Origin of the sequence: Streptomyces sp. NPDC002055, from assembly GCF_040296705.1 — a bacterium.
Taxonomy (GTDB): Bacteria; Actinomycetota; Actinomycetes; order Streptomycetales; family Streptomycetaceae; genus Streptomyces.
This window is the reverse complement of sequence record NZ_JBEOXS010000042.1, coordinates 23,082-48,113: the sequence shown is the minus strand read 5'-3', so window position 1 is coordinate 48,113 and position 25,032 is coordinate 23,082. Positions and strand designations below refer to the sequence as shown.

At 71.5% G+C, this 25,032-nt stretch carries 21 protein-coding genes and 1 pseudogene; 11 read left to right on the top strand and 11 right to left on the bottom strand.

All coding sequences use genetic code 11. The features are described 5' to 3' along the window. Positions 1 to 102: 102 nt before the first annotated feature. The 5 genes from ABT112_RS24220 to ABT112_RS24200 form a co-directional block, all read right to left on the bottom strand. A complete protein-coding gene (locus ABT112_RS24220; RefSeq protein ID WP_351512852.1) occupies positions 103 to 1,743 on the bottom strand; it encodes an alkaline phosphatase D family protein in 1,641 nt (546 codons plus the stop codon). Positions 1,744 to 2,109: 366 nt separating this feature from the next. Beyond that, positions 2,110 to 2,958 carry a DsbA family protein gene (locus tag ABT112_RS24215; protein ID WP_351512850.1) on the bottom strand — a complete coding sequence of 283 codons (849 nt, stop codon included), beginning with the start codon at positions 2,956 to 2,958 and terminating at the stop codon, positions 2,110 to 2,112. A gap of 59 nt (positions 2,959 to 3,017) precedes the next feature. Beyond that, positions 3,018 to 3,701, bottom strand: coding sequence for a hypothetical protein (locus ABT112_RS24210; protein WP_351512848.1), 684 nt, complete (start codon positions 3,699 to 3,701; stop codon positions 3,018 to 3,020). A 275-nt stretch (positions 3,702 to 3,976) separates the two neighbouring features. Continuing rightward, complete coding sequence (locus tag ABT112_RS24205; RefSeq protein ID WP_351512846.1) at positions 3,977 to 4,351, bottom strand: hypothetical protein; 375 nt, start codon at positions 4,349 to 4,351, stop codon at positions 3,977 to 3,979. A gap of 326 nt (positions 4,352 to 4,677) precedes the next feature. Beyond that, on the bottom strand, positions 4,678 to 6,009 hold the full coding sequence (locus ABT112_RS24200) for a DUF2252 domain-containing protein (protein ID WP_351512844.1): 1,332 nt from the start codon (positions 6,007 to 6,009) through the stop codon (positions 4,678 to 4,680). Positions 6,010 to 6,232: 223 nt separating this feature from the next. Here ABT112_RS24200 and dnaE point away from each other — a divergent pair, with 223 nt between their 5' ends. Further along, positions 6,233 to 9,775 (top strand): DNA polymerase III subunit alpha, encoded by a 3,543-nt coding sequence (gene dnaE, locus ABT112_RS24195; RefSeq protein ID WP_351512842.1) that lies wholly within the window; start codon positions 6,233 to 6,235, stop codon positions 9,773 to 9,775. Between the two features lie 111 nt (positions 9,776 to 9,886). Here dnaE and ABT112_RS24190 read toward each other — a convergent pair whose 3' ends face one another. After that, positions 9,887 to 10,057: a hypothetical protein gene (locus ABT112_RS24190; protein WP_351512841.1), complete on the bottom strand. Its 171-nt coding sequence runs from the start codon at positions 10,055 to 10,057 to the stop codon at positions 9,887 to 9,889. A gap of 437 nt (positions 10,058 to 10,494) precedes the next feature. On the opposite strand from ABT112_RS24190, the gene ABT112_RS24185 reads away from it, so the two are divergent. The 4 genes from ABT112_RS24185 to ABT112_RS24170 all read left to right on the top strand — a co-directional run bounded on the left by ABT112_RS24185 (position 10,495) and on the right by ABT112_RS24170 (position 14,397). Next, entirely contained in the window at positions 10,495 to 11,742 is a 1,248-nt protein-coding gene (locus ABT112_RS24185) for an NYN domain-containing protein (protein WP_351512839.1), read from the top strand. A gap of 102 nt (positions 11,743 to 11,844) precedes the next feature. Beyond that, the gene (locus tag ABT112_RS24180) at positions 11,845 to 12,846 is read left to right on the top strand and encodes an ABC transporter ATP-binding protein (RefSeq protein WP_502975428.1); all 1,002 of its coding nucleotides are present in this window, start codon (positions 11,845 to 11,847) and stop codon (positions 12,844 to 12,846) included. A gap of 55 nt (positions 12,847 to 12,901) precedes the next feature. Continuing rightward, positions 12,902 to 13,729, top strand: coding sequence for an ABC transporter permease (locus ABT112_RS24175; protein WP_351512837.1), 828 nt, complete (start codon positions 12,902 to 12,904; stop codon positions 13,727 to 13,729). 59 nt (positions 13,730 to 13,788) lie between these two features. Continuing rightward, positions 13,789 to 14,397: a hypothetical protein gene (locus tag ABT112_RS24170; RefSeq protein ID WP_432096657.1), complete on the top strand. Its 609-nt coding sequence runs from the start codon at positions 13,789 to 13,791 to the stop codon at positions 14,395 to 14,397. A 291-nt stretch (positions 14,398 to 14,688) separates the two neighbouring features. Here the strand turns inward: ABT112_RS24170 and ybaK are convergent, their stop codons facing one another. The 5 genes and pseudogenes from ybaK to tnpA form a co-directional block, all read right to left on the bottom strand. Then, on the bottom strand, positions 14,689 to 15,186 hold the full coding sequence (gene ybaK / locus ABT112_RS24165) for a Cys-tRNA(Pro) deacylase (protein ID WP_351512835.1): 498 nt from the start codon (positions 15,184 to 15,186) through the stop codon (positions 14,689 to 14,691). Positions 15,187 to 15,356: 170 nt separating this feature from the next. Beyond that, positions 15,357 to 16,097 carry an LON peptidase substrate-binding domain-containing protein gene (locus ABT112_RS24160; RefSeq protein ID WP_351512833.1) on the bottom strand — a complete coding sequence of 247 codons (741 nt, stop codon included), beginning with the start codon at positions 16,095 to 16,097 and terminating at the stop codon, positions 15,357 to 15,359. 11 nt (positions 16,098 to 16,108) lie between these two features. Beyond that, entirely contained in the window at positions 16,109 to 17,458 is a 1,350-nt protein-coding gene (locus ABT112_RS24155; protein WP_351512831.1) for a hypothetical protein, read from the bottom strand. Between the two features lie 272 nt (positions 17,459 to 17,730). Continuing rightward, positions 17,731 to 19,332 (bottom strand): oxidoreductase, encoded by a 1,602-nt coding sequence (locus ABT112_RS24150; protein ID WP_351512829.1) that lies wholly within the window; start codon positions 19,330 to 19,332, stop codon positions 17,731 to 17,733. 119 nt (positions 19,333 to 19,451) lie between these two features. Next, positions 19,452 to 19,733, bottom strand: a pseudogene (tnpA, locus tag ABT112_RS24145) (IS200/IS605 family transposase); the annotation flags it as partial. Between the two features lie 28 nt (positions 19,734 to 19,761). Between tnpA and ABT112_RS24140 the strand changes: the two are divergent. The 6 genes from ABT112_RS24140 (at position 19,762) to hisH (ending at position 24,992) form a co-directional block, all read left to right on the top strand. After that, entirely contained in the window at positions 19,762 to 21,006 is a 1,245-nt protein-coding gene (locus ABT112_RS24140; RefSeq protein ID WP_351512827.1) for an RNA-guided endonuclease InsQ/TnpB family protein, read from the top strand. Positions 21,007 to 21,120: 114 nt separating this feature from the next. Beyond that, the gene (hisD, locus tag ABT112_RS24135; protein ID WP_351512873.1) at positions 21,121 to 22,482 is read left to right on the top strand and encodes a histidinol dehydrogenase; all 1,362 of its coding nucleotides are present in this window, start codon (positions 21,121 to 21,123) and stop codon (positions 22,480 to 22,482) included. After that, complete coding sequence (locus ABT112_RS24130) at positions 22,479 to 23,597, top strand: histidinol-phosphate transaminase (RefSeq protein WP_351512825.1); 1,119 nt, start codon at positions 22,479 to 22,481, stop codon at positions 23,595 to 23,597. The genes hisD and ABT112_RS24130 overlap by 4 nt, the downstream gene beginning before the upstream one ends. Next, the gene (hisB, locus tag ABT112_RS24125) at positions 23,594 to 24,187 is read left to right on the top strand and encodes an imidazoleglycerol-phosphate dehydratase HisB (RefSeq protein ID WP_351512823.1); all 594 of its coding nucleotides are present in this window, start codon (positions 23,594 to 23,596) and stop codon (positions 24,185 to 24,187) included. The genes ABT112_RS24130 and hisB overlap by 4 nt, the downstream gene beginning before the upstream one ends. Continuing rightward, positions 24,184 to 24,351, top strand: coding sequence for a CG2302 family histidine operon protein (locus ABT112_RS24120; RefSeq protein WP_351512821.1), 168 nt, complete (start codon positions 24,184 to 24,186; stop codon positions 24,349 to 24,351). The genes hisB and ABT112_RS24120 overlap by 4 nt, the downstream gene beginning before the upstream one ends. Further along, positions 24,348 to 24,992, top strand: coding sequence for an imidazole glycerol phosphate synthase subunit HisH (gene hisH, locus ABT112_RS24115; protein ID WP_351512819.1), 645 nt, complete (start codon positions 24,348 to 24,350; stop codon positions 24,990 to 24,992). Before ABT112_RS24120 ends, hisH begins: the two co-directional genes overlap by 4 nt. Positions 24,993 to 25,032: the final 40 nt, after the last annotated feature.

Sequence of the window (25,032 nt, the reverse complement as noted above, 5' to 3'; positions counted from 1 at the left end):
CGGGAGAGAGTGGTGTGTCCCCAATCGTTCCGCGGAACACACCACTCCCAGCGACGGAGTCACGGTCCGGTATACGGAACGGGACTGGCCGGAAAACGGCGTTCAGCGAACGGGTTCGTGTACGCGCTCCACTTTCTGGGTGCCGGAGAGGGTGCGGTAGGAGCGCGTCCACTCCGACGTGGCGTTCCGGTCGGACTTGTCGGAGATCACGTAGTAGTCCATCTGGGTCCGCTCGGCGGTGACGTCGAGGACGCCGTAGCCGTGCGAGTCCATGTCCACCCACTTCACATGGCGGTTCGCGGCCCGGATGGCCGTCGCGGCGGCCAGCGACAGGGTGTGCGGGGCGACATGGAGGATCTCGTCGAGGTTGTCGGAGGACACCGACGTCACCACGAACTCGGTCGCGGCGGAGGCGGACACCGGGTACGTCGCGGCCTTGACCGGCACATCGGTGGCCCAGGCCATGTGGATGTCACCGGTGAGGAAGACCGTATTGCTGATCGACCGGTCGCGCAGATGGGCGAGCAGTTCACGCCGGTCGTCGGTGTAGCCGTCCCACTGGTCGACGTTGATCGCCAGCCCCTCCTTGGGCAGCCCCATCAGCTCGGCGAGCGGACCGAGCAGATGCGCCGGGAGGGAGCCGAAGGCCACCGGGGAGATCATCACCGAGGTGCCGACGAGCTTCCAGGGGGCGTCGGAGGAGGCCAGGCCCGCCTTCAGCCAGTCGAGCTGGGCGCGGCCGGTGATCGTCCGGTTGGGGTCGTCCACCCCGCCGTTGCCGATCTTCGACGGCTCCGAGCGGAAGGAGCGCAGGTCGAGCAGGTGCAGATCGGCGAGCTTGCCGAAGCGCAGCCGCCGGTAGGTGGTGCCGGAGGTCGAGGTCCGCACCGGCATCCACTCGAAGTAGGCCTGCTTGGCGGCGGCCACGCGCTGGGCCCAGTCGCCCTCGGCGCCCGGGGTGTGGTTCTCCGCGCCGCCGGACCAGGCGTCGTTGGCGAACTCGTGGTCGTCCCAGATCGCCACGACCGGGTGGGCGGCCTGGAGCTGCTGGAGGTCGGGGTCGGTCTTGTACGCGCCGTGCCGGACGCGGTAGTCGGCCAGCGTGGTGATCTCGTGGGTGGGGGAGTGCGGGCGCACCACGTACTTGGGCTCCGGGTAGATCCCGGTGGCGTACTCGTAGATGTAGTCGCCGAGGTGGAGCACCGCGTCGAGGTCGGTGCGCGCGGCGAGGTGGCGGTACGCGGAGAAGTAGCCGGACTCCCAGTTGGCACAGGAGACCACGCCGAACCGCGGGGCGTGCGAGGCGTCGTCGTGCGCGGGGGTGGTGCGGGTCCGGCCCACGGCGGAGTGCACCCCGTCGACGGTGAAGCGGAACCAGTACGAGGTGGCGGGGCGCAGCCCGCGCACATCGGCCTTGACGGTGTGGTCGGAGGCGGCCTTCGCGGTCGTGGTGCCGTTCGCCACGACCTTGCTGAACGCCTTGTCCTCGGCGACCTGCCAGCGCACCGCGACATCCGGGCCCTTGCCGGAGCCGGGCACGGCGTCGGGGGTGGGGGTCACCCGGGTCCACAGGAGGACGCCGTCGGGCAGCGGGTCACCGGAGGCGACACCGTGCAGGAAGGCGGGGGCCGCCCCGGCTGCCGTCGCCTGGGGGGCGGTGGCCAGCGGTATGAGGGCGGCGGAGACGGCCGCGGCTTTGACGACCGTGCGGCGTGAGGTGGTGTCAGGAAGAAGATCGGTCACGGCCGATCACATTACTGGCTAGTACTGCAAACAGGTGGGTAGAAATCATAAGTTTGCCCACCTGTCACCGAACGGTCGGACGGTGGCCGGGCGGTGGGGACGGACCGCCCTTCCGTGCCTCGGACGGCAGGCCTTTGCGAGGGCCCGGCAGCGGGAGATTTCGGGGGGACGGGAACGCCGCTGCACCTGCGGACGAGCGGAGCCCCTGCGCCGGGCGGGGCCGCCAAAGCCGCGGCCCCGCCCGGCGGTTGCCGGAGCATCCCGGGCAACCGCCGGACGGGGCCGGCGAGGCAGGTACGGCATCTTGTGGGCGCGGTGGCCGCCGGGGGACGCCCCGTCGGCCGGCGCCCGCCGGATGCCGCTCCGCTACTTCTTGTCCGCCTTCTTGTAGGCGTAGTCGAATGCCTCCGGCGTCGTGATGGGGCTCCTCGGGTCGCCGCCCGGCGCCAGCATCTTCGTCCCGTTGAGCTTGAAGCTCGGGGTGCCGGAGATGTCCTTCACGCCCTGGAACTTGGCCGACATCTTCAATGCCCACGGGTCGTAGGTCCCGTTCTTGAGGGCCTTCTTGAAGGACGCGTTGTCCTTCAGCGCCGGCACCTCCTGGGCGATCTCGATCAGACGGCTGTCCTTGCCGAAGGCGTCGTCCTGCTCCGACGGGTGGTTGTCCGGGGAGAAGAGCGCCTTCTTGTAGTCCAGGAAGGCTTCCGGGCTGACGTTGACCGCCGCTCCCAGCGCGCTGAGCGCGTTCTTCGAGCCCGAGCCGGGGATGCCGTCGTCGATGAAGGTGCCGATGGTGAACGACAGCTTGTACTTGCCGTCCTCCATCTCCTTGCGGACCTTCTCACCCGTGCTCTGCTCGAAGGTCGCGCAGACGGGGCACCGCGGGTCCTCGAACACCTCCACCGTCTTCTTGGCGTCCTTCTTGCCGATGATGATGTCGGTGCCGTTCTTGCCCGAGGTGTTGGCGGGGGCGACGAACTTCTTCTTCTTGGGGCCCGACTGCCAGCCGTCGGCGCTCGCGCTGTCGCTGCCGTTGCTGCTGTTCATCTTGGTGACGGCCACGCCGATCCCGGCGGCTATGCCCAGCACGGCGACGATCGAGGTGCCGACGATCAGCTGTCGGCGGATCTTGTCCTTCTTCGCCTGGCGCTCGCGCTCCGCGCGCATGCGCTCGCGGGCCGCCTGCTTGTTGGCCTGGCTGTTGCGGTTGCTCATCGTGGTGTTCCTGCTCCGTCGTCGGATTGAAAAGAGGGACTGCTGTGCCGGGTGAGGCTTCAGGGAGCCACCGGGCACGGCGGTCCGCGCCGTCCGACGGAGTGGGCGAGCATCGGGTGCGTACGGGCCGTGGGCAGCGGCGGGACCGGCCGGAGCCGGGTACGGGCCGGTGCGTCGCCCGCCAGCACCGAGGCGACCGCGATCAGCAGCGGACGGAAGGTGAGCGTGGCGACGGCCCGCAGCAGCCGGGCGAGAGCGGCCTCGCCGCGCCGGAGCCAGGCCGCCGCGACGAGACCCACCGCGACGTGGACGGCCAGCAGCAGCCAGGGCAGCGCCGGGTCGACGGTGACGTGCGGGATCCCCGCACCGGCGTCGCGGCCCGTCATCCGGGCCAGCGGGGTGCCGAAGTCGCCTCCGCTGCACAGCAGATCCACCCCGACCGAACGCAGCGGCCCGGCCACCGGGCCGCCGGCCCGGCCGTAACAGGCGTGCTGGCCGGTGGTGAACACGGTGTCCGCGGCGAGCTCCAGGGGGATCAGCAGTGCGGCGATCCGTGCGAAGCCGCGCTCCCGGCCGGCCAGGGCGTACGCGATCGCGTACACCCCGGCGGTGAGCGCGGCGACGGTCGTCACCGGCAGCGGGACGCCGGACAGCAGGACGTGCGAGGCAGCGGACAGGGTCACGCAGAGCGCTGTGAACAGCGCCGCGCGCAGTGCCCTGAGCCGTGCCCCTGATATGTCCATCGCCGGAGAGTGTGCCATGAGCGCGGCTAAGCGGTGCCTAAAGGATCGCACTTCGTCCGGTGCTCCGGCTCCCACCGGCCTCCGAGCACGGGGCGGTGTCGTCCGTTTGCGGCAGATCTTGCGGTCTGTCGCACTCGAGGTCCCCGCCCGCCCCGAGGTGGAGGAGCCCTGCCGGCAGGCCGGACGGGACTCGGGTGGGCGCACCACGAAGGGCGCCCACCCGGTATCGATCACCGATGACCGATCGGCCGGGGCGGCCGATCGGTTGCGGCCGGTTACGACTTGCCGTACTTGGTGGCGCAGTAGCGGTCACCCTGGAGGCAGATCTTGATGGACACCCGCAGGCCGTTGGGGATGTTCAGCTTCTTGCGCACGCACGCATTGCCGGAGCTCTTGTCCGTGACCGGAATCCAGTAGGACCCGGCCCGGCTGCTCCAGCCGATGTGGCCGCTGGCGGTCAGGCCGTCCGCCCTGTTGTCGCAGACGGTGAAAGTGTCGTTGCTCGCGTGGTAGCCGGCGGCTCCCCCGTTGAACGGGTCGGTCGTCTTGACGAAGGCGTTGGTGCCGGCCGAAGCGGGGCTGCTGACCAGCAGGACTGCTGCGGCGGCTGCGCCGAACGACGCCGCCAGGCCTTTGGTGCTCAGCTTCATGCTTCCCCCAGTTTTTATGTCAGTTGGTCATATGTCCGAGGAAGTCAAGAGCTTCCTCGCAGTGGCCTGTGATCTTTCCCCACCTAAATGCGCGATGTCAAGCGTTAGTGGGTTGAGGGGCAACTCGAGGACGCGTTACGTGTGGGTGCTTTGTGTTGGTGTGGGGGTGGACGCAAGGAGGGCCGGCGACCTTTGTGGTCGCCGGCCCTTGTGTCATGCCTGGACGGAATTCCGGCCCGTGGGAGAACGACTGTTGACGAATCTCCCTTGCCTGCCCCTGCCGGGTTGCCGCGTGTCCGGTCCCGGCGCCCCGGGACCGAATTGCCTCACACCCCCGGAATCCGGCCGTTGCGGAACAGGTCGACGAAGATCTGGTGGTCGGTCCGGGCCTGCGCGCCGTAGGAGTGCGCGAAGTCCGTCAGGAGCCGGACGAAGCCCTCCTCGTCGGCCGCGATCGCCGCGTCGATGGCGCGCTCCGTGGAGAACGGGACCAGCGAGTGGCCGCTCTCGTCGTCCGCCGCCGCGTGCATCGTGGCGGTGGCCCGCCCCAGGTCGGCCACGACCTCGGAGATCTCGGCCGGATCGTCGATGTCGGACCAGTCCAGGTCGACGGCGTACGGCGAGACCTCGGCGACCAGCTGACCCGCCCCGTCCAGCTCGGTCCAGCCCAGCCACGGGTCGGCGTGGTCCTGCAGGGCGCGCTGCGAGATGACCGTGCGGTGCCCCTCGTGCCGGAAGTAGGAGCGGACCGCCTCGTCGGTGATGTGCCGGGACACCGCCGGGGTCTGCGCCTGCTTCATGTAGATCACGACGTCGTTCTCCAGGGCGTCGCTGTTGCCCTCCAGGAGGATGTTGTACGAGGGCAGGCCCGCGCTGCCGATCCCGATGCCGCGGCGGCCGACGACGTCCTTGACCCGGTAGGAGTCCGGGCGGGTCAGGCTGGACTCCGGGAGGGTCTCCAGATAGCCGTCGAAGGCGGCGAGCACCTTGTAGCGGGTGGCCGCGTCAAGCTCGATCGTGCCCCCGCCGGGGGTGAAGCGGCGCTCGAAGTCCCGGATCTCGGTCATCGAGTCCAGCAGCCCGAAACGGGTGACGGAGCGCGCCACCCGCAGGGCGTCGAGCAGCGGGCCCTCGGCGGTGTCGAGTGTGAAGGGCGGTACCTCGTCGTCCTTGGCGCCGGTGGCCAGGGCGTGGATCCGCTCGCGGTAGGCGGTGGCGTAGGTGCGGACGAGATCGGTGATCATCTCGTCGCTGAGGGCCTTGGTGTAGCCGATCAGGGCGACGGAGGCGGCGAAGCGCTTCAGGTCCCAGGTGAAGGGGCCGACGTACGCCTCGTCGAAATCGTTGACGTTGAAGACCAGCCGGCCGTTGGCGTCCATGTAGGTGCCGAAGTTCTCGGCGTGGAGATCACCGTGGATCCAGACCCGGGAGGTCCGGTCGTCGAGGAACGGACCGCCCTCGCCGTCCTTCAGATCGTTGTAGAACAGGCAGGCCGTGCCGCGGTAGAACGCGAAGGCCGAGGCCGCCATCTTCCGGAACTTGACCCGGAAGGCGGCCGGGTCGGCGGCGAGCAGCTGCCCGAAGGCGGTGTCGAAGACGGCGAGGATCTCCTCGCCGCGCTGCTCGGCCTGGGCGGCCGGGGCCTGCTGGGACGACATCGCGGTACGCCTCCTGGTGCGTGGCGGGTGGGACGGATGGTCCGCCGCCGGCGCTGCGGCACGGCACACGGACCATCAACAGGTGCAACGGGCGAGGCTACCGCCGAGTGCCCGCCCCGGGGGTGAGACCGGGGCTGTGTCCCCTTGGCTGTCGGTGCGGAGTCGTAGACTTCCTAGCCGTCGCCCGTCCTGTTCTCAAGCCCCTCGCTGGAGGTCCTCCGCCGTGGCCAAGCCGCCCTTCACGCACCTGCACGTCCACACCCAGTACTCGCTGCTGGACGGTGCCGCGCGGCTCAAGGACATGTTCAAGGCGTGCAATGAGATGGGCATGTCCCATATCGCGATGACCGACCACGGCAACCTGCACGGAGCGTACGACTTCTTCCAGCAGGCGACCGCGGCCGGCGTCACGCCGATCATCGGGATCGAGGCGTACGTCGCCCCCGAGTCCCGGCGGAACAAGCGGCGTATCCAGTGGGGCCAGCCGTACCAGAAGCGGGACGATGTGTCCGGTTCCGGTGGATACACGCACAAGACCATCTGGGCGGCGAACAGGACCGGTCTGCACAACCTCTTCCGGCTCTCGTCCGACGCCTACAAGGAGGGCTGGCTGACGAAGTGGCCCCGGATGGACAAAGAGGTCATCGCCGAGCACGCCGAGGGCCTGATCGCGTCCACCGGCTGCCCGTCCGGCGAGGTGCAGACCAGGCTCCGCCTCGGCCAGGACGAGGAGGCCCTGAAGGCCGCCGCCGAGTACCAGGAGATCTTCGGCAAGGAGCGGTACTTCCTGGAGCTGATGGACCACGGCATCGAGATCGAGCGCAGGGTCCGGGACGGCCTGCTGGAGATCGGCAAGAAGCTCGGCATCCCGCCGCTGGTCACCAATGACTCGCACTACACCTACTCGCACGAGTCGAGCGCCCACGACGCGCTGCTGTGCATCCAGACCGGCAAGAACCTCTCCGACCCGGACCGCTTCCGGTTCGACGGCACCGGTTACTACCTCAAGTCGACCGACGAGATGTACGCCGTCGACTCCTCCGACGCCTGGCAGGAGGGCTGCGCCAACACCCTGCTGGTGGCGCAGCAGATCGACACCGACGGCTGGTTCGACAAGCGTGACCTGATGCCGCGCTTCGACGTCCCCGAGGGCTACACCGAGGTCACCTGGTTCCGCGAGGAGGTCAAGCGGGGCATGGCCCGCCGTTTCCCCGGCGGGGTGCCCGAGGACCGGCAGTCGCTGGTCGAGTACGAGATGGACATCATCATCCAGATGGGGTTCCCCGGGTACTTCCTCGTCGTCGCCGACTTCATCATGTGGGCGAAGAACAACGGGATCGCGGTGGGCCCGGGCCGTGGCTCCGCGGCCGGCTCGATCGTCTCGTACGCCATGGGCATCACCGACCTCGACCCGATCGAGCACGGGCTGATCTTCGAGCGGTTCCTCAACCCCGAGCGCGTCTCCATGCCCGATGTCGACATCGACTTCGACGAGCGCCGGCGCTCCGAGGTGATCCGGTACGTCACCGAGAAGTACGGCGCCGACAAGGTCTGCATGATCGGCACCTACGGCACCATCAAGGCCAAGAACGCGATCAAGGACTCCGCGCGGGTGCTGGGGTACCCGTACGCGATGGGCGACCGGCTCACCAAGGCCATGCCCGCGGACGTCCTCGGCAAGGGCATCTCGCTCTCCGGCATCACCGACTCCTCCCACCCGCGCTACAGCGAGGCGGGCGAGATCCGGGGCATGTACGAGAACGAGCCGGACGTCAAGAAGGTCATCGACACCGCGCGCGGTGTGGAGGGCCTGGTCCGGCAGATGGGTGTGCACGCCGCGGGCGTGATCATGTCCAGCGAGACGCTCACCGACCACATCCCGGTCTGGGTGCGGCACTCCGACGGCGTCACCATCACTCAGTGGGACTACCCCACCTGTGAGTCGCTCGGCCTGCTCAAGATGGACTTCCTGGGCCTGCGGAACCTCACCATCATGGACGACGCGGTCAAGATGGTCCGCGCCAACAAGGGCATCGACCTCAAGCTGCTCGACCTCCCGCTGGACGACCCCACGACCTACGAACTGCTCTGCCGCGGTGACACCCTCGGCGTCTTCCAGTTCGACGGCGGCCCCATGCGCTCCCTGCTGCGCATGATGAAGCCCGACAACTTCGAGGACATTTCCGCGGTCTCGGCCCTGTACCGGCCGGGCCCGATGGGCATGAACTCGCACATCAACTACGCCCTGCGGAAGAACGGCCAGCAGGAGATCACCCCGATCCACCCCGAGCTCGAGGAGCCCCTGAAGGAGGTCCTCGACATCACCCACGGCCTCATCGTGTACCAGGAGCAGGTGCAGAAGGCCGCCCAGGTGCTCGCGGGCTACTCGCTCGGCCAGGCCGACCTGCTGCGCCGGGCGATGGGCAAGAAGAAGAAGGAAGTCCTCGACGCCGAGTTCGTCAACTTCCAGAAGGGCGCGCGGGACAAGGGCTTCTCGGACGAGGCCATCCAGGCCGTGTGGGACGTGCTGGTCCCGTTCGCCGGATACGCGTTCAACAAGGCGCACTCCTCGGCGTACGGGCTGGTCACCTACTGGACCGCCTACCTCAAGGCCAACTACCCGGCCGAGTACATGTCGGCGCTGCTCACCTCGGTGCGCGACGACAAGGACAAGTCGGCGATCTACCTCAACGAGTGCCGCCGCATGGGCATCAAGGTGCTCCCGCCGAACGTCAACGAGTCCCAGGCGAACTTCGCCGCCCAGGGTGACGACGTCATCCTGTTCGGTCTGACCGCGGTGCGGAACGTCGGTCAGAACGTGGTCGACTCGATCATTCGCTGCCGCAAGGCGAAGGGGAAGTACACCTCGTTCCCCGACTTCCTGGACAAGGTCGAGGCGGTCGTCTGCAACAAGCGGACCGTCGAATCGCTGATCAAGGCGGGCGCCTTCGACGAGATGGGCCACACCCGCAAGGGGCTCACCGCGCACTACGAGCCGATGATCGACAACGTGGTCCAGGTCAAGCGCAAGGAGGCCGAGGGCCAGTTCGACCTGTTCGGCGGGATGGGCGACGACTCGGCCGACGACGGCCCCGGCTTCGGGCTCGACGTCGAGTTCTCCGACATCGAGTGGGACAAGGCGTATCTGCTGGCGCAGGAGCGCGAGATGCTCGGCCTCTACGTCTCCGACCACCCGCTGTTCGGCATCGAGCACGTGCTGAACGACAAGGCCGACGCGGCGATCTCCCAGCTCACCGGCGGTGAGCACTCCGACGGCGCGATCGTGACCATCGGCGGCATCATCTCCGGTCTGCAGCGGAAGATGACCAAGCAGGGCAACGCCTGGGCCATCGCCACCGTCGAGGACCTGGCGGGCTCGATCGACTGCATGTTCTTCCCCGCCACCTACCAGCTGGTGTCCACCCAGCTCGTCGAGGACACGGTCGTCTTCGTCAAGGGGCGCCTGGACAAGCGGGAGGACGTCCCCCGGCTCGTCGCGATGGAGCTGATGGTCCCCGACCTGTCGGAGGCATCCGCCAACGCGCCGGTGACGATCACCATTCCGACGGTCAAGGTCACCCCGCCGCTGGTGGAGAAGCTCGGTGAGGTCCTCACCCACCACCGGGGCTCCACCGAGGTGCGGATCCGCCTCCAGGGAGCCCGCAAGACCACCGTGCTCCGGCTCGACCGGCACCGGGTCACCGCCGATCCGGCGCTCTTCGGCGATCTCAAGGTGCTGCTCGGCCCGGCCTGCCTGGCCGGCTGAGGGCCGCGCTCGGCCCGGTCGGTGCGCCGGCAGGGGCCCATGGCACAACGAAGGGGGCGCGCCCGTTCCGGGGCGCGCCCCCTTGTGCGTCCTCGCGTCCGGTGCCGGAGGTCAGTTGTGGCCGAAGCGCTTCCGGCTCTTCCGGCTGGGCATGTCCGCCGGCGTCGGCTGCGGCTGCCGGTCCTGGGCGTCGGCGGGGCCGCCCGCCTGCTGCTCGGCGTGCTCCGCGGCACCGCCGCGCTGGGGCTCCCGGCGGCGTTCTCGGTTCTTGTTCCTGGCCATGATCGTGCCTCCTGTCGGGGGATCTCTGGACCTGGCCTGCGGCCCGGCGGGACGCCGGGGGCTGCTGAAGGGTCCTTGCGCGGTGCCCGCCCAGGTCGCGTGGCCCGGCACCGCACCTCGCCGCGTTGCCGAACAGCCCTGATCGCTCCGCTACAAGGACTCTCCGGCGCCTGGTGATGCACGGCACCGGACCACGCGACCTCATCGGACGCTCACCGCGCGAGGACCCCTTCGCGGATCCACGCTCGCACGCGCCGACAATGAACGCATGTCGGACAATTACCCTGAGTGAAAAGGGCCGCTGGGCCTGCCGGGCCCCGATCCGCCACGCCGATGATCGAGTTCCCACTGATAAGGCCCGCGGGGTCGGGCAGACTCGAAGGAAAACCCAGCATTGCCGTTACCGGGGGCGACGGACTCACGAAAGAGGGTGCAACGTGGACCGCTGCGTCGTCCTGGTGGACGCCGGTTACCTGTTGGGCGCCGCCGCGAGCCTCCTCGCCGGGGAACCCGCCCGGTCCCGGATCACGGTGGACCACGCCGCGCTCATCCAGGGGCTGCGGGAGCGCGCCGAGGCCGACACCGAACGCCCCCTGCTGCGCATCTACTGGTTCGACGGCGCCCCCGACCGCGTGCCGCAGCCGGACCACCGCAGGCTGCGCGTCATGCCCCGGGTGACCGTCCGGCTGGGCGCCCTGACCCGCAGCGACGGCCGCTGGGCGCAGAAGGGCGTCGACGCCGCCATGCACGCCGAACTCACCGAACTCGCCCGCAACCGGGCCTGTTCCGACATCGTGCTGGTCACCGGCGACGGCGATCTGCTCCCCGGGCTGATGGACGCCAAGGAACACGGCGTCGCCGTCCACCTGTGGGCCGTCCAGGCCGCCGACGGCGACTACAACCAGTCCGAGGACCTCGTCGCCGAGGCCGATGAGCGCCGTGTCCTGGACCGGGAGTGGATCACCCGGGCCGTCCGCGCCAAGGACCTCTTCGGCGGCTGCTCCACGCAGCCCGCCCCCGGCCCGGAGATCGCCGCGATCCTCTCCGCCCCGCTGCCCGAGGCCGCCGCCTCCGGCAGCCGGGCCGGAGCCACCGAGGCGCCCTCCGTCAACGGCTCCTCGGCCGGCGCGCCCTCCGCCGCGCCGCCGTCCCCCGGTCCGCACGCGGCCGAGCCCGCCGGCGTACGGGGCGTTCCCACCCCCAAGGACCTGGCCGGGCTCGGCCGCGCGCACGCCGGTCAGGCCGCGCCCCCGCCCCAGCAGCCCGGCGCCACCCTGCGCTGGTCCTCCGACAAGGGCTGGGTCGAACGCGGCGGCCCGGCCGAATCCCCCGAGACCGCCGCCCTCCCCACCCTCGCCCAGCTCACCAGCGCCGAGCAGCGCTGGGCGGACCGCGAGGAGGACATCACCGCCGTCAGCGGCGACCCCTTCGAGGTGGGACAGGTCTTCGCCCGGCGCTGGACCGAGCGGCTGTCCACCGGATCCCACCTCCAGCAGGTCTCCCGGGAGTACCCGCGGATCCCGCACCGGATCGACGGCGAGCTGCTCCGCTACGCCGCCCGCTTCGGTCTGCTCGCCCACAAGGACGACCAGATCGACGAGCACGACCGCTACGCGATCCGCGCCGGATTCTGGCGCGAGGTCGACACGCGCACCGCCGCGGACCGCGGTGCGCCCGCGGACTGAACCCGCACGGGGCGGACGAATCGCCCCCGACGGCCGGAGCGTCGGTCCGGACGCGTACCCTCAATGCTCGTGAGGACGGGCACAGCACAGGCAGGGCACGGCATCGGGGCCGGAGCGGCGGACGCAGCGCCCGCATGCTCGGTGCGCGGCCTGATCAAGACCTATCCCGCGGCGCGGGCCCGCCGGGGCCGGCCCGCCGCTCCCGCCGTCCGCGCCAGCGACGGCATCACCCTCGACATCCACCGCGGCGAGATCTTCGGCCTGCTCGGCCCGAACGGGGCCGGCAAGTCCACCCTCGTCCGCCAGCTCACCGGACTGATGCGGCCCGACGCGGGCACCGTCCGGGTGCTCGGCCACGACCTGGTCCGGCACCCCGACCGGGCCGCGCGGCTGGTCGGCTACCTCGGGCAGGAGTCCACCGCCCTCGACGAGCTGACGGTCGCCCTCGCGGCCGAGACCACCGGGCGGCTGCGCGGCCTGGACAGCCGCTCGGCCCGCGCCGAACGGGACGCCGTCCTGGACGAGCTGGGCCTCACCGAGATCGCCGGCCGCCCGCTCAAGAAGCTCTCCGGCGGCCAGCGGCGGCTCGCGTGCTTCGCCGCGGCCCTGGTGGGCGACCGCCCGGTACTCGTCCTGGACGAGCCGACGACCGGCATGGACCCCGTCGCCCGGCGGGCCGTCTGGGCCGCCGTGGACCGCCGGCGGGCCGAGCGCGGCGCGACCGTGCTGCTCGTCACCCACAACGTCATCGAGGCGGAGACCGTCCTCGACCGGGTCGCGGTGCTGGAGCGCGGCAAGGTCATCGCCTGCGACACGCCGAACGGGCTCAAGTCCCTCGTCGCCGACGAGGTGCGGCTGGAGCTGGTCTGGCGGGACCGCGCCCCGCTGGAGGTGCCCGAGGTGGCCGCGCTGCGGGCGTCCGCGCGGGAGGCGGGCCGCCGCTGGGTGCTGCGGCTCTCCACCGACGAGGCGCGGGCCGCCGTGGCCGCCGTCACCGGGGGTTCGGCGTTCGCGGCACTCGACGATTTCACCCTGGTCACGCCCAGCCTGGAGGATGTCTACCTGGCGCTGGGCGGCCGCACGGAAGGCCTGGTGAAGGGATGACCGGCACCGTCGCCCGTGCCGTCCGGCAGACCGCTAGGAACAGGAGCAGCGCAACGTGAGTGTCGTGCCTGCGGAGGCCGTGTCCGTCCGGGCGCGGGCGGGGAGGGCGTCGTCCGAGGACAGCGGGGCCGCGCCGCTCGCGCCGCGCGCCCGGCTGCTGCCCGCGCTGGCCGCCGTCTACCGGGCCCAGCTGTCCCGGGCCCGGGTGGCCCGGATCCCGCTGCTCTTCGTGGCCACCTTCCAGAGCGTCGGGATCATGGTGCTGATGCGCGGTGTGGTCGACGGCGGCGCCGAGGCCCGGGCGGTCGTCGCCGGGTCCAGCGTGCTGGTGGTGGCCTTCGTCGCGCTCAACCTGCTTGCCCAGTACTTCGGCCAGCTCCGCGCGAGCGGCGGCCTCGACCACTACGCCACCCTCCCGGTACCGCCCGCCGCGGTGGTGCTCGGCGCGGCGGGCGCGTACGCCTCGTTCACCGTGCCCGGGACGGTCGTCACGGCGGTGGTGGGCAGTGCGCTCTTCCAGCTGCCCCTGACGAACCTCTGGGTGCTGGCCGCGGTGATCCCGCTCGCCGGAGCCGCCCTGGCCGGTCTCGGCGCCGCTCTCGGCCTGCTCGCGCCGCGCCAGGAACTCGCCACGCTGCTGGGGCAGTTGGGGATGTCCGCGGCGCTCCTGCTCGGGGTGCTGCCCGCCACCCACCTGCCCGGCCCGGTGATGTGGGCGCGGGATCTGCTGCCCTCCACCTACGGAGTCGAGGCGCTGGCCCGGGCCTTCGACGCGCAGCCGGACTGGGCGGCCGTCGGCGGCGATCTCGCCGTCTGCGCGGCCGTGGGAGTGGCCTCGCTGGCCGTCGCCACCTGGGCCTACCGCCGGGCGGCCGTCCGGTGACCCGCCCGGACCTCCCTCCTGCGGCGCCCGCCACCCCTCCGGCCTGGCACGATGGCGGTGTGAGCGCACCGATGACACCGCATGAACCACCCCCGCCCGGCGGTTGGCACCCGCCGGAGACCGGCGTCGGCGGACCGGACGGTTCCGCGGACGCGGAACCGCTGGGAACCGAGGTGCGGCGGGCCGCGCTCGTCGCCCTGGGCCTCGCCGTCGCCGGCGTCCTGCTGGGGCTGCTCTGGCTCTGGCTGGCGCCCCGGATCCCGCTCTTCACGGACGGCAAGGCCGTCTACGTCAAGAACCCCGAGAGCGAGGAAGCGATCGGCGCGGACGGCACGTTCGTGCTGCTCGGCCTGGGGTTCGGGGCGCTCAGCGCCCTCGTGGTCTTCTGGCTCTTCCGGCGCGGCGGCATCCCGCTGGTGGTGGGGATGGCGGTCGGCGGACTGCTCGGCTCCGTCGTCGCCTGGCAGCTGGGCGCCTGGCTCGGCCCGGCGGACGCCGTCGAACAGGCCCGGGCGCTCGGCAAGGGCGCCGTCTTCGACTCCCCGCTGGAGCTGCAGGCGAAGGGCGCGCTGCTGGCGTGGCCGATCGCCGGGGCGCTCGTCCACCTGGCGATGACCGCGCTGTTCGGGCCGCGCGACCCGGAGCCCACGCACCCGATGGGGTACTGAGGCCCTGCCGTCCGGACCGCCGGGCGGCGCGCTCTCACGGGCCCGCCCGGCCCGGCGGCCGGGTACGGGCGTCGCCGGCCGCCCACGGTTCGCGTTTCCGTCGTCGCTGCCGGGGCCCGTTGATGCCCGCGGCCCGGGCCTCGAGCCACGGTGATGCCCGGGGCCCGGGCTCCGAGGCCCGGTGATGCCCGGGCCCGGGGTCCGAGGCCCGGTGATGCCCGGGCCCCGGTCCGCACCTCGGTACGTGGGCCCCGGTGATGCCCGGGCCTCGCCCTACACCTCGGTACCTGGTCAGTCGCGGCCGATCGGCGCGGTCACGGCCTCCGTGAGGGCTGCCAGGTCGGCGGGGGAGAGCTCGATCTCCAGGCCCCGGCGGCCCGCCGAGACACAGACCGTGGCGTGCTCCGCGGCGGAGGCGTCCAGCACCGTCGGCAGCTTCCGCCGCTGCCCCAGCGGCGAGATGCCGCCCCGGACGTAGCCGGTGGCCCGCTCGGCCGCCGCCGGGTCCGCCATCACCGCCCGCTTGCCGCCCGTCGCCGACGCCAGGGCTTTCAGATCGAGCGACCCGGCGACCGGCACGATCGCCACCGTCAGCGCGCCGTCGACCTCCGCGAGCAGGGTCTTGAACACCCGCGTCGGCTCCACGCCCATCGCCTGCGCCGCCTCCTCGCCGTACGAGGGGGCGGCGGGGTCGTGCTCGTAGGAGTGCACCGTGAACTCCCGGCCCGCCGCGGTCAGGGCGACGGTGGCGGGGGTGCCGCCCGACTGCTTCTGCTTCTTCTTCGCCACGGTGCGGGCGCCTCCGTTCGGTCGGGCCGGTCGTTCGGGGCCGGTCGTCGGGGTCGGTCGTTCGGGTCGGGCCGTCGTTCGGGTCGGGCCGTCGATCGGCCGGGCCGGTCGCTCGGCCGTCGTTCAGTGAGGGGCCGGTCGTGCGGCCGGGCCGGTGGTGCGGCCGCGGTTCAGTTGGGGCTGGTCGGCTTGCGGGTCAGATCCGCCGCGGGCAGCGACGGGATGTTGCGGATCATGGAGCTCTCCGCGCGCAGCATCCGCAGCTCCTTCCGCAGGCGCTCCGCGGTGTCGGGTGCCTCCAGCAACTCCTGCTTGGCCGGGGTGTCGAGCACCGCCGCCGCGGCGACCAGGTACGACAGCACCGACGGCTCGTCCGGCAGCTCCTGCTCGGTGCTCAGCGACCGCTCGTTCGCCCCGGCCAGCCGCTTCTGGTACGTGCGGAAGGCCCGCAGGACGCCGGAGGCGAGCGCGCCCGCGCCCTCGCCCTGTTCCTCGGGGATCGACTCCAACTCGCCCACCAGGTAAGGGCCCGAGGCGTCCACCGACGTCAGCCGGAACCGGGTGGTGCCGGTGGCCAGGACGTCGAAGCCGCCGTCCTCCTTCTCCCGGATGGTGGCCGCGTCCGCGACACAGCCGATCCGGTGGAAGGCCTGGATCGGGTCCTCCCCGAAGCCGGCCGCCGGGCCGCGCTCCGGCAGCGCGGTGGCGTCCGGCATGCCCGGAGCGCTGGGGGCGACTTCACGGCCGTCGCGGATCGCCACCACCGCGAACCGGCGCGGCGCGTCCTCGTCGAGTTTCAACAGGTCGCGCATCATGGCGCGATACCGCTCCTCGAAGATGTTCAGCGGCAGGACGAGGCCCGGGAACAGCACCGAGTTCAGCGGGAAGAGCGGCAGGCGTGCGATGGTCACAACGGCCAAGCCTAATGGCCGGGGCCGTCGGCGCTGCGGGGCCGTCGCCGCAGAGGCAGCGTCGTGGCCAGCTGGATCCGGACACCGTCGCGCAGATCGAGGAACTGGCCGAGGGGGTCGTTGGAGACATGGCTCCACGGAAACGCGGTCGCGAACGGGCCGATCCGGCGGAATTCCTCCAGCGCCTCGGCCCAGCGGCCCCGGGCAACGAGGGCGTAGGCGAGCAGATTGCGGACCTCGGCCGGCCAGGGATCGCCGGACGCGTAGCGGGCGGACAGCCCGATGGCCCGGTCGGTGGCGGCGTCGATCCAGTCGTCGGTCGAGGCGCTGTCCCACCGCGCGTCACCCGGACCGTCCGTGCCCCCCGGGCCGCCGGCGTCACCCAAGCTCTCCGCGCCGCTCGGGCCCTCCGCACAACCCGGACTCTCCGCGCCACCCGGACCGGCTGCGCCCTCCGCGCCGGGACCGCCGTCCGTCGAGCCGTACCAGTCGCCGCCGTCACCGTCACCGTCGTTCCAGCTCCCCGGAACTCCATTCCCCGGACCCCAACCCCGCGGCACCCCGCCCGCCGGGTCCGTCCACCGTGCGTCGGTCGGTCCGGGCTCCGGCCGGGCCGCGGTCGCGGACCGGAACCACGCCGAGCGCAGCCATGCTTCACCGTCCCCGCCGGTGTCCGGGCAGCCCCCGGCGGCCGTGGTCTCGATCCGGCCGCCCGGCGCGGCCCCCTCCCCGGCCAGCACGGGGAACGCCGCCCGGAGCGGCAGCGCGTGCAGCAGGGAGCCCGGCAGCGCCTGCTCCGCCGCCCGTTCGGCGAACGCGAAGCCGGCCGCCGACGAGCCGGACCACTGGAGCGCCGCGACATGGCAGCCGTAGTGGTGCGGCGACCGCGAGACGGCCTCCTTCCACAGCACCTCGAAGTCCGCGCGCGCCGCGTCGGTGCCGCGGGCGTGGTCCAGCGCGATCCGCCAGGGCACCGGGTCGCGGGGACCGGCCTCGGCGGCGGCGTCGATGAGCGGTGCGGCCTGCCGGAGCTCCGCCGCGCGGCACGGCCGCCGCCACGCCTCCCGGACGGCCAGCTCGGCCCGCAGGAGTAACGCGTCCGGGTCGCGCGGCGCGGCGGCCACCCAGTCCGTCAGCCAGTCGGACCGGGACTGGGCGAACACCGCTAGCCGGCCCGCGTAGCGGTCGCGCGACTCCCACTCACCGGCCTCCCGGGTGGCGGCGAGCAGGGCGGCGGCCGCCCGGTGGTCGCCGCGGGCGGCGTCGGCGACGGCAGGGGCGAGCCGTTCGTCGGGCGCGTCGAGCAGCACCTCGTCGTCCGGCGTCAGACCGGCGGCCAGCGCCGGTGTGTGGCGGATCATGCGCGCAGTACTGATCAGGGCGCGGAGGAAGACCATGGAGCCTCCGGCTGTAGGCGGCAGGACTCACGCCGCTCATTTATTGAAACCGCAGGTCGGAGCCGTGTCAGCGCGATTGGGTGACGCTTCGATATCAGCAGAAAGGTTGCCCGCGGAATGGCCAAGGCCGGGTAAAAGTCACCCGAACGTGGCCGCCTCCCACCGGCAGGAGTGAAGCCTCCCACCGGCAGGAGTGAAAGGGCCCGTGATCCGGAACCGGACCGGGCCCCCCGCTCTCAACTGCGCCGCAGCAGCCGTGACGCCCCCGCCGCCACCGTCGTGGCCAGGATCCAGCCGAGCACGATCAGCATCGCCGCCGCCCACTGGTACCGCCCGTCCGGCTTCCAGTAGCTGTCCTGCCCGAGGTCGATCACCGGCAGCAGCAGGTCCAGGGCGTACAGCGCGGCGTTCCAGTGCGGCGACTCGCCGTGCTTGAGCTCCGCGGGCGGATGCCGCGCGAACAGCAGCGCCCCGCACGCCCAGAGCACCGCCATCCAGAGCGTCGCCCGCCCCGGCTTGTAGCCGTAGGCCACGGTCCAGTCCTGGAGGTACCCCCACGCCTTCCCGGCCGGCGGGAGAGTCTCCCGGCGCCTGCGCTGCTTGGCCAGCAGCACCTGCCGCGCCTCGGCGTCCTCACCGCAGGCCCGCAGCGCGTTCGCCAGCTGCTCGTACGGCTCCGGGGCGTACTCCGGGGTCGCCGCCGCCACCCACTCCAGCCGCCGGGCCAGCGGGAAGTGGCCGCGCGGGATCAGGGTCTCGTAGGAGAACCCGGCCATCGAGAGGCCGCCCGGCCCCGGCCAACTGGTCGACTTGTCGACCAGGTTGACGATCCGGGCGCCGGACAGCACCACCCGGCCGCGCGCCGGCCGCTCGCCCAGGAACCGCAGTTCCGGCGTCTGGATGCGGCGCAGCGACACCTCCTGGTCGGCCTCCAGGACGAACCGCGCCTGGTAGAAGTCGACCGCGTCCCCGAACCGCCCGTCGTCCAGCCGGACGCCGCCCTCGCACTCGAAGCGCTGCATCCGGGTCCCGCGCATCGGGGTGTTGGTGATCCCGTACGGCGGTGTCGAGCCGGTGGTGAACGGCGAGCTGCTCAGCCCCGCCGCCGTCATGTAGAGGGTGCGCTCCACCGTCAGCTGCGGGGCGTTCAGCGCCCACCGCCCGTACGGATTGCGCAGCCGGCTGCCGCGCAGGCTCAGCGACACGCCGATCTGCGCCCCGCGCATGCTGATCTCGCCGAAGGCCTCGATCATCTCGGCCTGGAGGTCCTGGGCGATGGTCAGCCCGTCGGCCGCCAGCGCGCGCCCTTTGCGGTCCTTGTGCACCGTGAGCTGGTTGAGCAGCAGATCGGTCCCGATGTGCGCGTCGGTGAGCCGGATGCCGTTGCGGACGGTGCAGCGCGGCAGATGGAGATCGCCCTCGGTGGCCAGCCGGGCCCCCTCCAGCCGGGGTATGGAACAGCTGACCAGGCGCAGTGTCGAGAAGCGGCACTCCGGCAGCAGCACCTGCCGCTCGAAGCGGCAGCCCTGCAGCTCGACGTAGGGCTCCACGGTGCCGCCGGACAGATCCAGGGTCCCGGTGATGTACGCGCCGGTCAGCTTGAGCGAGGCCACCCGGCCGGGCTGGGCGGCCGGCCCGGAGAGCAGCAGCAGCGCGATCACCCGGGCCCGGACGCTGCGGTCGGGCCCCCAGGGATGCCCGCCGTTCGGATCGTCGTAGACCGGATTGCGGGTGCGAAGATCGTGTGTACTGCCGTTGCGGAACGCCTGCCACATGCCCCACTCCGCAGTGGTCAGCTCAAGTCCCGCCGGTGGCTCGCCGTTGTCTGGCACGGACACCTCCGCACCCCTTCCTGCGCCGCACGGCCGGTCCGGCTCGTACAAGCTCCCTATTCCCATTCCGTAACGGGCTGAACGCTAGCGGTCAGGAGTTACCGGGGCTCTTGCGACAAGCCCCGGCGTTCACGCCGGGGATGAATGCGTCTCAAGGCTGCTGTGACCAGCTTGGACACGGCGACCTTGGGCGGGTAGTTGATCAGGAGGTGGACGTGATCGCGTTCGCCGTTGAACTCCGTCAGCTCCGCCTCGAAGTCCTCACACACCTTCCGCATGACCTCTTCGCAGCGCGTCAGCATGTCATCGTCGAACACTCCGCGACGGTGTTTGGTCACAAAGACCAAGTGAACGTGCAACGCCGAAACCACACGCCTGCCACGCCTGTAATCATTCACCTGATCCAGGAGACCAAATCGTAGTAGCGTCGCGGTCATGCAGCTCCGCTACAACTACAGGGCCTACCCGGATGCCTCCCAGTGCCGCGCTTTGGCGAAGGCGTTCGGGTGCGCGCGGGTGGTGTGGAACGACTGCCTGCGCGACCGTAGGGAAGCGCAGGCGGCGGGGCTGCCGTATGTGACGTCGGGGGAGCTGTCCCGGCGTCGCATCACCCAGGCCAAGCGCACTGAGGAGCGTGCCTGGCTCGCGGAGGTGTCGGCGGTCGTCCTGCAACAGTCCCTGCGGGACCTGGACACGGCGTACCGGAACTTCTTCGATTCGATCAAGGGCAAGCGGCGGGGCCGCAGGGTCGGGCCGCCGCGCTATAAGTCGAAGAAGGACACCCGGCAGTCGATCCGCCTGAACACCAACGCCTTCTCCCTCCAGGCCAACGGCACGGTGTACGTGGCCAAGGTCGGCAACCTCAAGGTCAGGTGGTCGCGCCGGCTTCCGGCCCCGCCCACCTCCCTGACCGTCACCCTGGACAGCTCCGGGCGGTACTTCCTCAGCTTCGTCGTGGACACCGAGCCCGACATCCTCCCCGAGGAGCAGGCCGACACCGGTATCGACCTCGGTCTGTCCGCGTTCGCTGTTCTGTCCGACGGCCGGAGGATCGACAGTCCGCGTTTTCTGCGCCGGGCGGAGAGGAAGCTCAGGCGGCTTCAGCGGGAGCTGTCCCGCAAGGCCAGGGGGTCGAGGAACCGGGTCAAGGCCCGGGTCAAGGTCGCACGTCAGCATGCGCGGGTTGTGGACCGGCGCCGGGACTTTCACCACAAGGCATCCACACAGATCATTCGCGACAACCAAGCGGTGTATGTGGAAGACCTCGCGGTGTCCGGCCTCGGGCGTACCCGGCTGGCCAAGTCCGTGCACGACGCGGGATGGGCTGCCTTCGTCGGCATGCTGGAATACAAGGCCGCCAAACACGGCCGCACCTTCACCAGGGTGGGCCGGGCTTTCCCGTCCTCCCAGCTCTGCTCAACGTGCGGATTCCGGGACGGTCCCAAGCCCCTGCACATCCGGGAGTGGACCTGCGGTGAGTGTGGGGCCGTGCATGAGCGAGATCACAACGCAGCATGCAACGTCCTGGCCGAAGGACGCCGTATCGTCGCCGCCGGACGGGTGGAGACGTCAAACGCCTGTGGAGCGCGGGTAAGACGGGTACATGTGCCCGCACAGCGCGGTGAAGCAGGAAGCCCCCGGAAGGGTCAACCGACCCAGGCCGGAATCCCTGGACTTTAGGCCAGGGAGCACGTCAAGGGATGATCAAGACCTGCCACGTATCAGCCACTGATACGGGCGGCCGGGCCGCGGACCGCGTCTGAGACAATTGACCGCGTGCTGCAATCACTCCCCATGGCCCGAATCGATCTGCGCGGCGACGCCCTCCCCGACGGCGCCGCTCTGCGTGATCTCCTGCCCCGCGCCGAGTTCGACGTCGAGGCGGCGCTGGAGAAGGTGCGCCCGATCTGCGACGACGTGCGCCATCGCGGCACCGCGGCGCTGATCGACTACGCGCAGCGGTTCGACGGCGTGGCGATCGAGCGGGTGCGGGTTCCGGCCGAGGCGCTCACCCGCGCCCTGGCCGAGCTGGACCCGCAGGTCCGCGCGGCCCTGGAGGAGTCCATCCGGCGGGCCCGGCTGGTCCACCGCGAGCAGCGGCGCACCGACCACACCACCCGGGTCGTCCCCGGCGGCACCGTCACCGAGCGCTGGGTGCCGGTGGAGCGGGTCGGCCTGTACGTCCCGGGCGGCCTCGCCGTCTACCCGTCGTCCGTGGTGATGAACGTGGTCCCGGCCCAGGAGGCCGGCGTCGAGGGCATCGCGGTGACCTCCCCGCCGCAGCGGGAGTTCGGCGGCCTGCCGCACCCCACGATCCTCGCCGCCTGCGCCCTGCTCGGCGTGGACGAGGTGTACGCCGCGGGCGGCGCCCAGGCGATCGCGATGTTCGCCTACGGCACCGCGGAGTGCCGGCCGGTCAACCTGGTCACCGGCCCCGGCAACATCTATGTCGCCGCCGCGAAGCGCCTGCTCAAGGGCCGTGTCGGCATCGACGCCGAGGCCGGGCCGACCGAGATCGCCGTCCTCGCCGACGCCACCGCCGACCCGGTGCACGTCGCCGCCGACCTGATCAGCCAGGCCGAGCACGACACGATGGCCGCGGCCGTCCTGGTCACCGACTCCGTCGCGCTGGCCGAAGCCGTCGAGACCGAGCTGCGGACCCAGGTCGCCGCCACGAAGCACCGCGAGCGGATCGCCGAGGCCCTGGCGGGCCGGCAGTCCGCGATCGTGCTGGTCGACGGCGTGGACGAGGGGCTGCGGGTGGTCGACGCCTACGCCGCCGAGCACCTGGAGATCCAGACCGCCGACGCCGCCGCGGTCGCCGCCCGGGTACGCAACGCCGGCGCGGTCTTCGTCGGCCCCTACGCCCCGGTGTCGCTCGGCGACTACTGCGCCGGCAGCAACCACGTGCTGCCCACCGGCGGCTGCGCCTGCCACTCCTCCGGCCTGTCCGTGCAGTCCTTCCTGCGCGGCATCCACGTCGTGGACTACACCCGCGACGCCCTCGCCGAGATCACCCCGCTCGTGGTGACCCTCGCCGAGGCCGAGGACCTGCCCGCGCACGGCGCGGCCCTCAAGGCGCGTTTCACCGACAAGCCCGGTGCCGGCGGCGAGCCCGGCACCACCCGTGACGGAGAGGTTCCGCAGACCAAGTGACCGGGATCGACGACCTGCCCATCCGGGACGAGCTGCGCGGCAAGTCCCCGTACGGAGCGCCGCAGCTCGACGTACCCGTACGCCTGAACACCAACGAGAACCCCTACCCGCTCCCCGAGCCGCTGGTGCGGCGCATCGGCGAGCGGGTCACCGAGGCCGCCCGGCACCTCAACCGCTACCCCGACCGGGACGCGGTCGAGCTGCGCACGGCGCTCGCCGCCTACCTCACCCGCACCGCCGGGCACGCGGTGGAAGCCGCCAACGTGTGGGCCGCCAACGGCTCCAACGAGGTGCTCCAGCAGCTGCTCCAGGCCTTCGGCGGCCCCGGCCGCACGGCGATCGGCTTCGAGCCCTCGTACTCGATGCACGCGCTGATCTCCCGCGGCACCGGCACCGGCTGGATCTCCGGGCCCCGGAACGACGACTTCACCATCGACGTCGATGCCGCGGTCCGGACCATCGGCGAGCAGCGGCCCGACGTGGTCTTCATCTGCTCCCCGAACAACCCGACCGGCACCGCCGTCGACGCCGGGACCGTGCTCGCCCTGTACGAGGCGGCGCAGGCCGCGAAGCCCTCGCTGGTCGTGGTGGACGAGGCCTACGGCGAATTCAGCCACGGCGACTCGCTGCTGCCGCTGATCGAGGGCCGCCCGAACCTCGTCGTCAGCCGCACCATGTCCAAGGCCTTCGGCGCCGCCGGACTGCGGCTCGGCTACCTCGCCGCTCACCCGGCGGTCGTCGACGCCGTGCAGCTGGTCCGGCTGCCGTACCACCTGTCGGCCGTCACCCAGGCCACCGCGCTGGCGGCGCTCGAGCACACCGATACGCTGCTGGGGTACGTCGAGCAGCTCAAGACCGAGCGTGACCGCCTGGTCACCGAGCTCCGGGCGATGGGCTGCGAGGTCACCGACTCGGACGCGAACTTCGTCCAGTTCGGCCGCTTCGATAATGCGCACGCCGCCTGGCAGGCCCTGCTCGACCACGGTGTGCTGGTCCGTGACAACGGCGTCCCCGGACGGCTGAGGGTCACCGCGGGCACCCCCGCCGAGAACGACGCGTTCCTCGACGCCGTACGCGCGGTGATCAAGGAACGCAGCACGAAGGAGAACCGATGAGCCGTGTCGGCCGCGTGGAGCGCGCCACCAAGGAGACCTCCGTCCTCGTCGAGGTCGATCTCGACGGCACCGGAAAGGTCGATGTGTCGACCGGTGTCGGCTTCTACGACCACATGCTCGACCAGCTCGGCCGCCACGGCCTCTTCGACCTCACCGTGAAGACCGACGGCGACCTGCACATCGACAGCCACCACACCATCGAGGACACCGCCCTCGCCCTGGGCGCCGCCTTCAAGCAGGCCCTCGGCGACAAGGCCGGCATCTACCGGTTCGGCAACTGCACCGTCCCGCTGGACGAGTCCCTCGCCCAGGTCACCGTCGACCTCTCCGGCCGCCCCTACCTGGTGCACACCGAGCCGGAGAAGATGGCGCCGATGATCGGCGAGTACGACACCACCATGACCCGGCACATCCTGGAGTCGTTCGTCGCCCAGGCGCAGATCGCCCTGCACGTCCACGTGCCGTACGGGCGCAACGCACACCACATCGTCGAGTGCCAGTTCAAGGCCCTCGCCCGCGCGCTCCGCTACGCCTGCGAGCGGGACCCGCGCGCCGCCGGAATCATCCCCTCGACCAAGGGCGCTCTGTGAACACCCTCTCGACCGTCCTCATCATCGTCGGTCTGTTCCTGCTCGGTGGCGTCTACTCCTTCGCCAAGCAGAAGCTGCCCAAGGGCGTCATCGTGCTGCTCGGTCTCGCCTCGGCGATGTGCCTGGTCGCCGGTGTGATGCGGCTCCAGGGGGTGTGGGCATGACCGGGACCGCCAAGAGCGTCGTCGTCTTCGACTACGGCTTCGGCAACGTCCGCTCCGCCGAGCGCGCCCTGGCCCGGGCCGGCGCCGACGTCGAGATCACCCGCGACTACGACAAGGCCATGGCCGCCGACGGACTGCTCGTCCCCGGCGTCGGGGCCTTCGCCGCCTGCATGGCCGGCCTCAAGGAGGCCCGCGGCGACTGGATCGTCGGCCGGCGCCTGGCCGGCGGCCGCCCCGTCATGGGCATCTGCGTCGGCATGCAGGTCCTCTTCGCCCGCGGCATCGAGCACGGCATCGAGACCGACGGGCTGGACGAGTGGCCCGGCACCGTCGAACCGCTGCGCGCCCCCGTCGTCCCGCACATGGGCTGGAACACCGTGAAGCCCGCCGAGGGCTCCCGGCTCTTCGCCGGCCTCGACGCCGAGAGCCGCTACTACTTCGTGCACTCCTACGCCGTGCGCGACTGGGACTTCGAGACCGGCAACGCCGCCCTGCGAGCCCCCCGGGTCACCTGGTCCACCCACGGCGAACCGTTCGTCGCGGCCGTCGAGAACGGCCCGCTGTGCGCCACCCAGTTCCACCCCGAGAAGTCCGGCGACGCCGGCGCGCAGCTCCTGCGCAACTGGCTCGACACGCTATGACCTCCGGCGCCCGCAGCGGATCCGCCGGCCCCCACGGCGC

Excerpts from the sequence above, each read along its gene's own strand:
- ABT112_RS24215 (WP_351512850.1), bottom strand. The coding sequence starts at position 2,958 with ATGAGCAACCGCAACAGCCAGGCCAACAAGCAGGCGGCCCGCGAGCGC.
- ABT112_RS24210 (WP_351512848.1), bottom strand. The coding sequence starts at position 3,701 with ATGGACATATCAGGGGCACGGCTCAGGGCACTGCGCGCGGCGCTGTTC.
- ABT112_RS24205 (WP_351512846.1), bottom strand. The coding sequence starts at position 4,351 with ATGAAGCTGAGCACCAAAGGCCTGGCGGCGTCGTTCGGCGCAGCCGCC.
- ABT112_RS24200 (WP_351512844.1), bottom strand. The coding sequence starts at position 6,009 with ATGTCGTCCCAGCAGGCCCCGGCCGCCCAGGCCGAGCAGCGCGGCGAG.
- ABT112_RS24190 (WP_351512841.1), bottom strand. The coding sequence starts at position 10,057 with ATGGCCAGGAACAAGAACCGAGAACGCCGCCGGGAGCCCCAGCGCGGC.
- ABT112_RS24155 (WP_351512831.1), bottom strand. The coding sequence starts at position 17,458 with ATGATCCGCCACACACCGGCGCTGGCCGCCGGTCTGACGCCGGACGAC.
- ABT112_RS24140 (WP_351512827.1), top strand. The coding sequence starts at position 19,762 with ATGCAGCTCCGCTACAACTACAGGGCCTACCCGGATGCCTCCCAGTGC.
- hisD (WP_351512873.1), top strand. The coding sequence starts at position 21,121 with ATGGCCCGAATCGATCTGCGCGGCGACGCCCTCCCCGACGGCGCCGCT.
- hisB (WP_351512823.1), top strand. The coding sequence starts at position 23,594 with ATGAGCCGTGTCGGCCGCGTGGAGCGCGCCACCAAGGAGACCTCCGTC.
- hisH (WP_351512819.1), top strand. The coding sequence starts at position 24,348 with ATGACCGGGACCGCCAAGAGCGTCGTCGTCTTCGACTACGGCTTCGGC.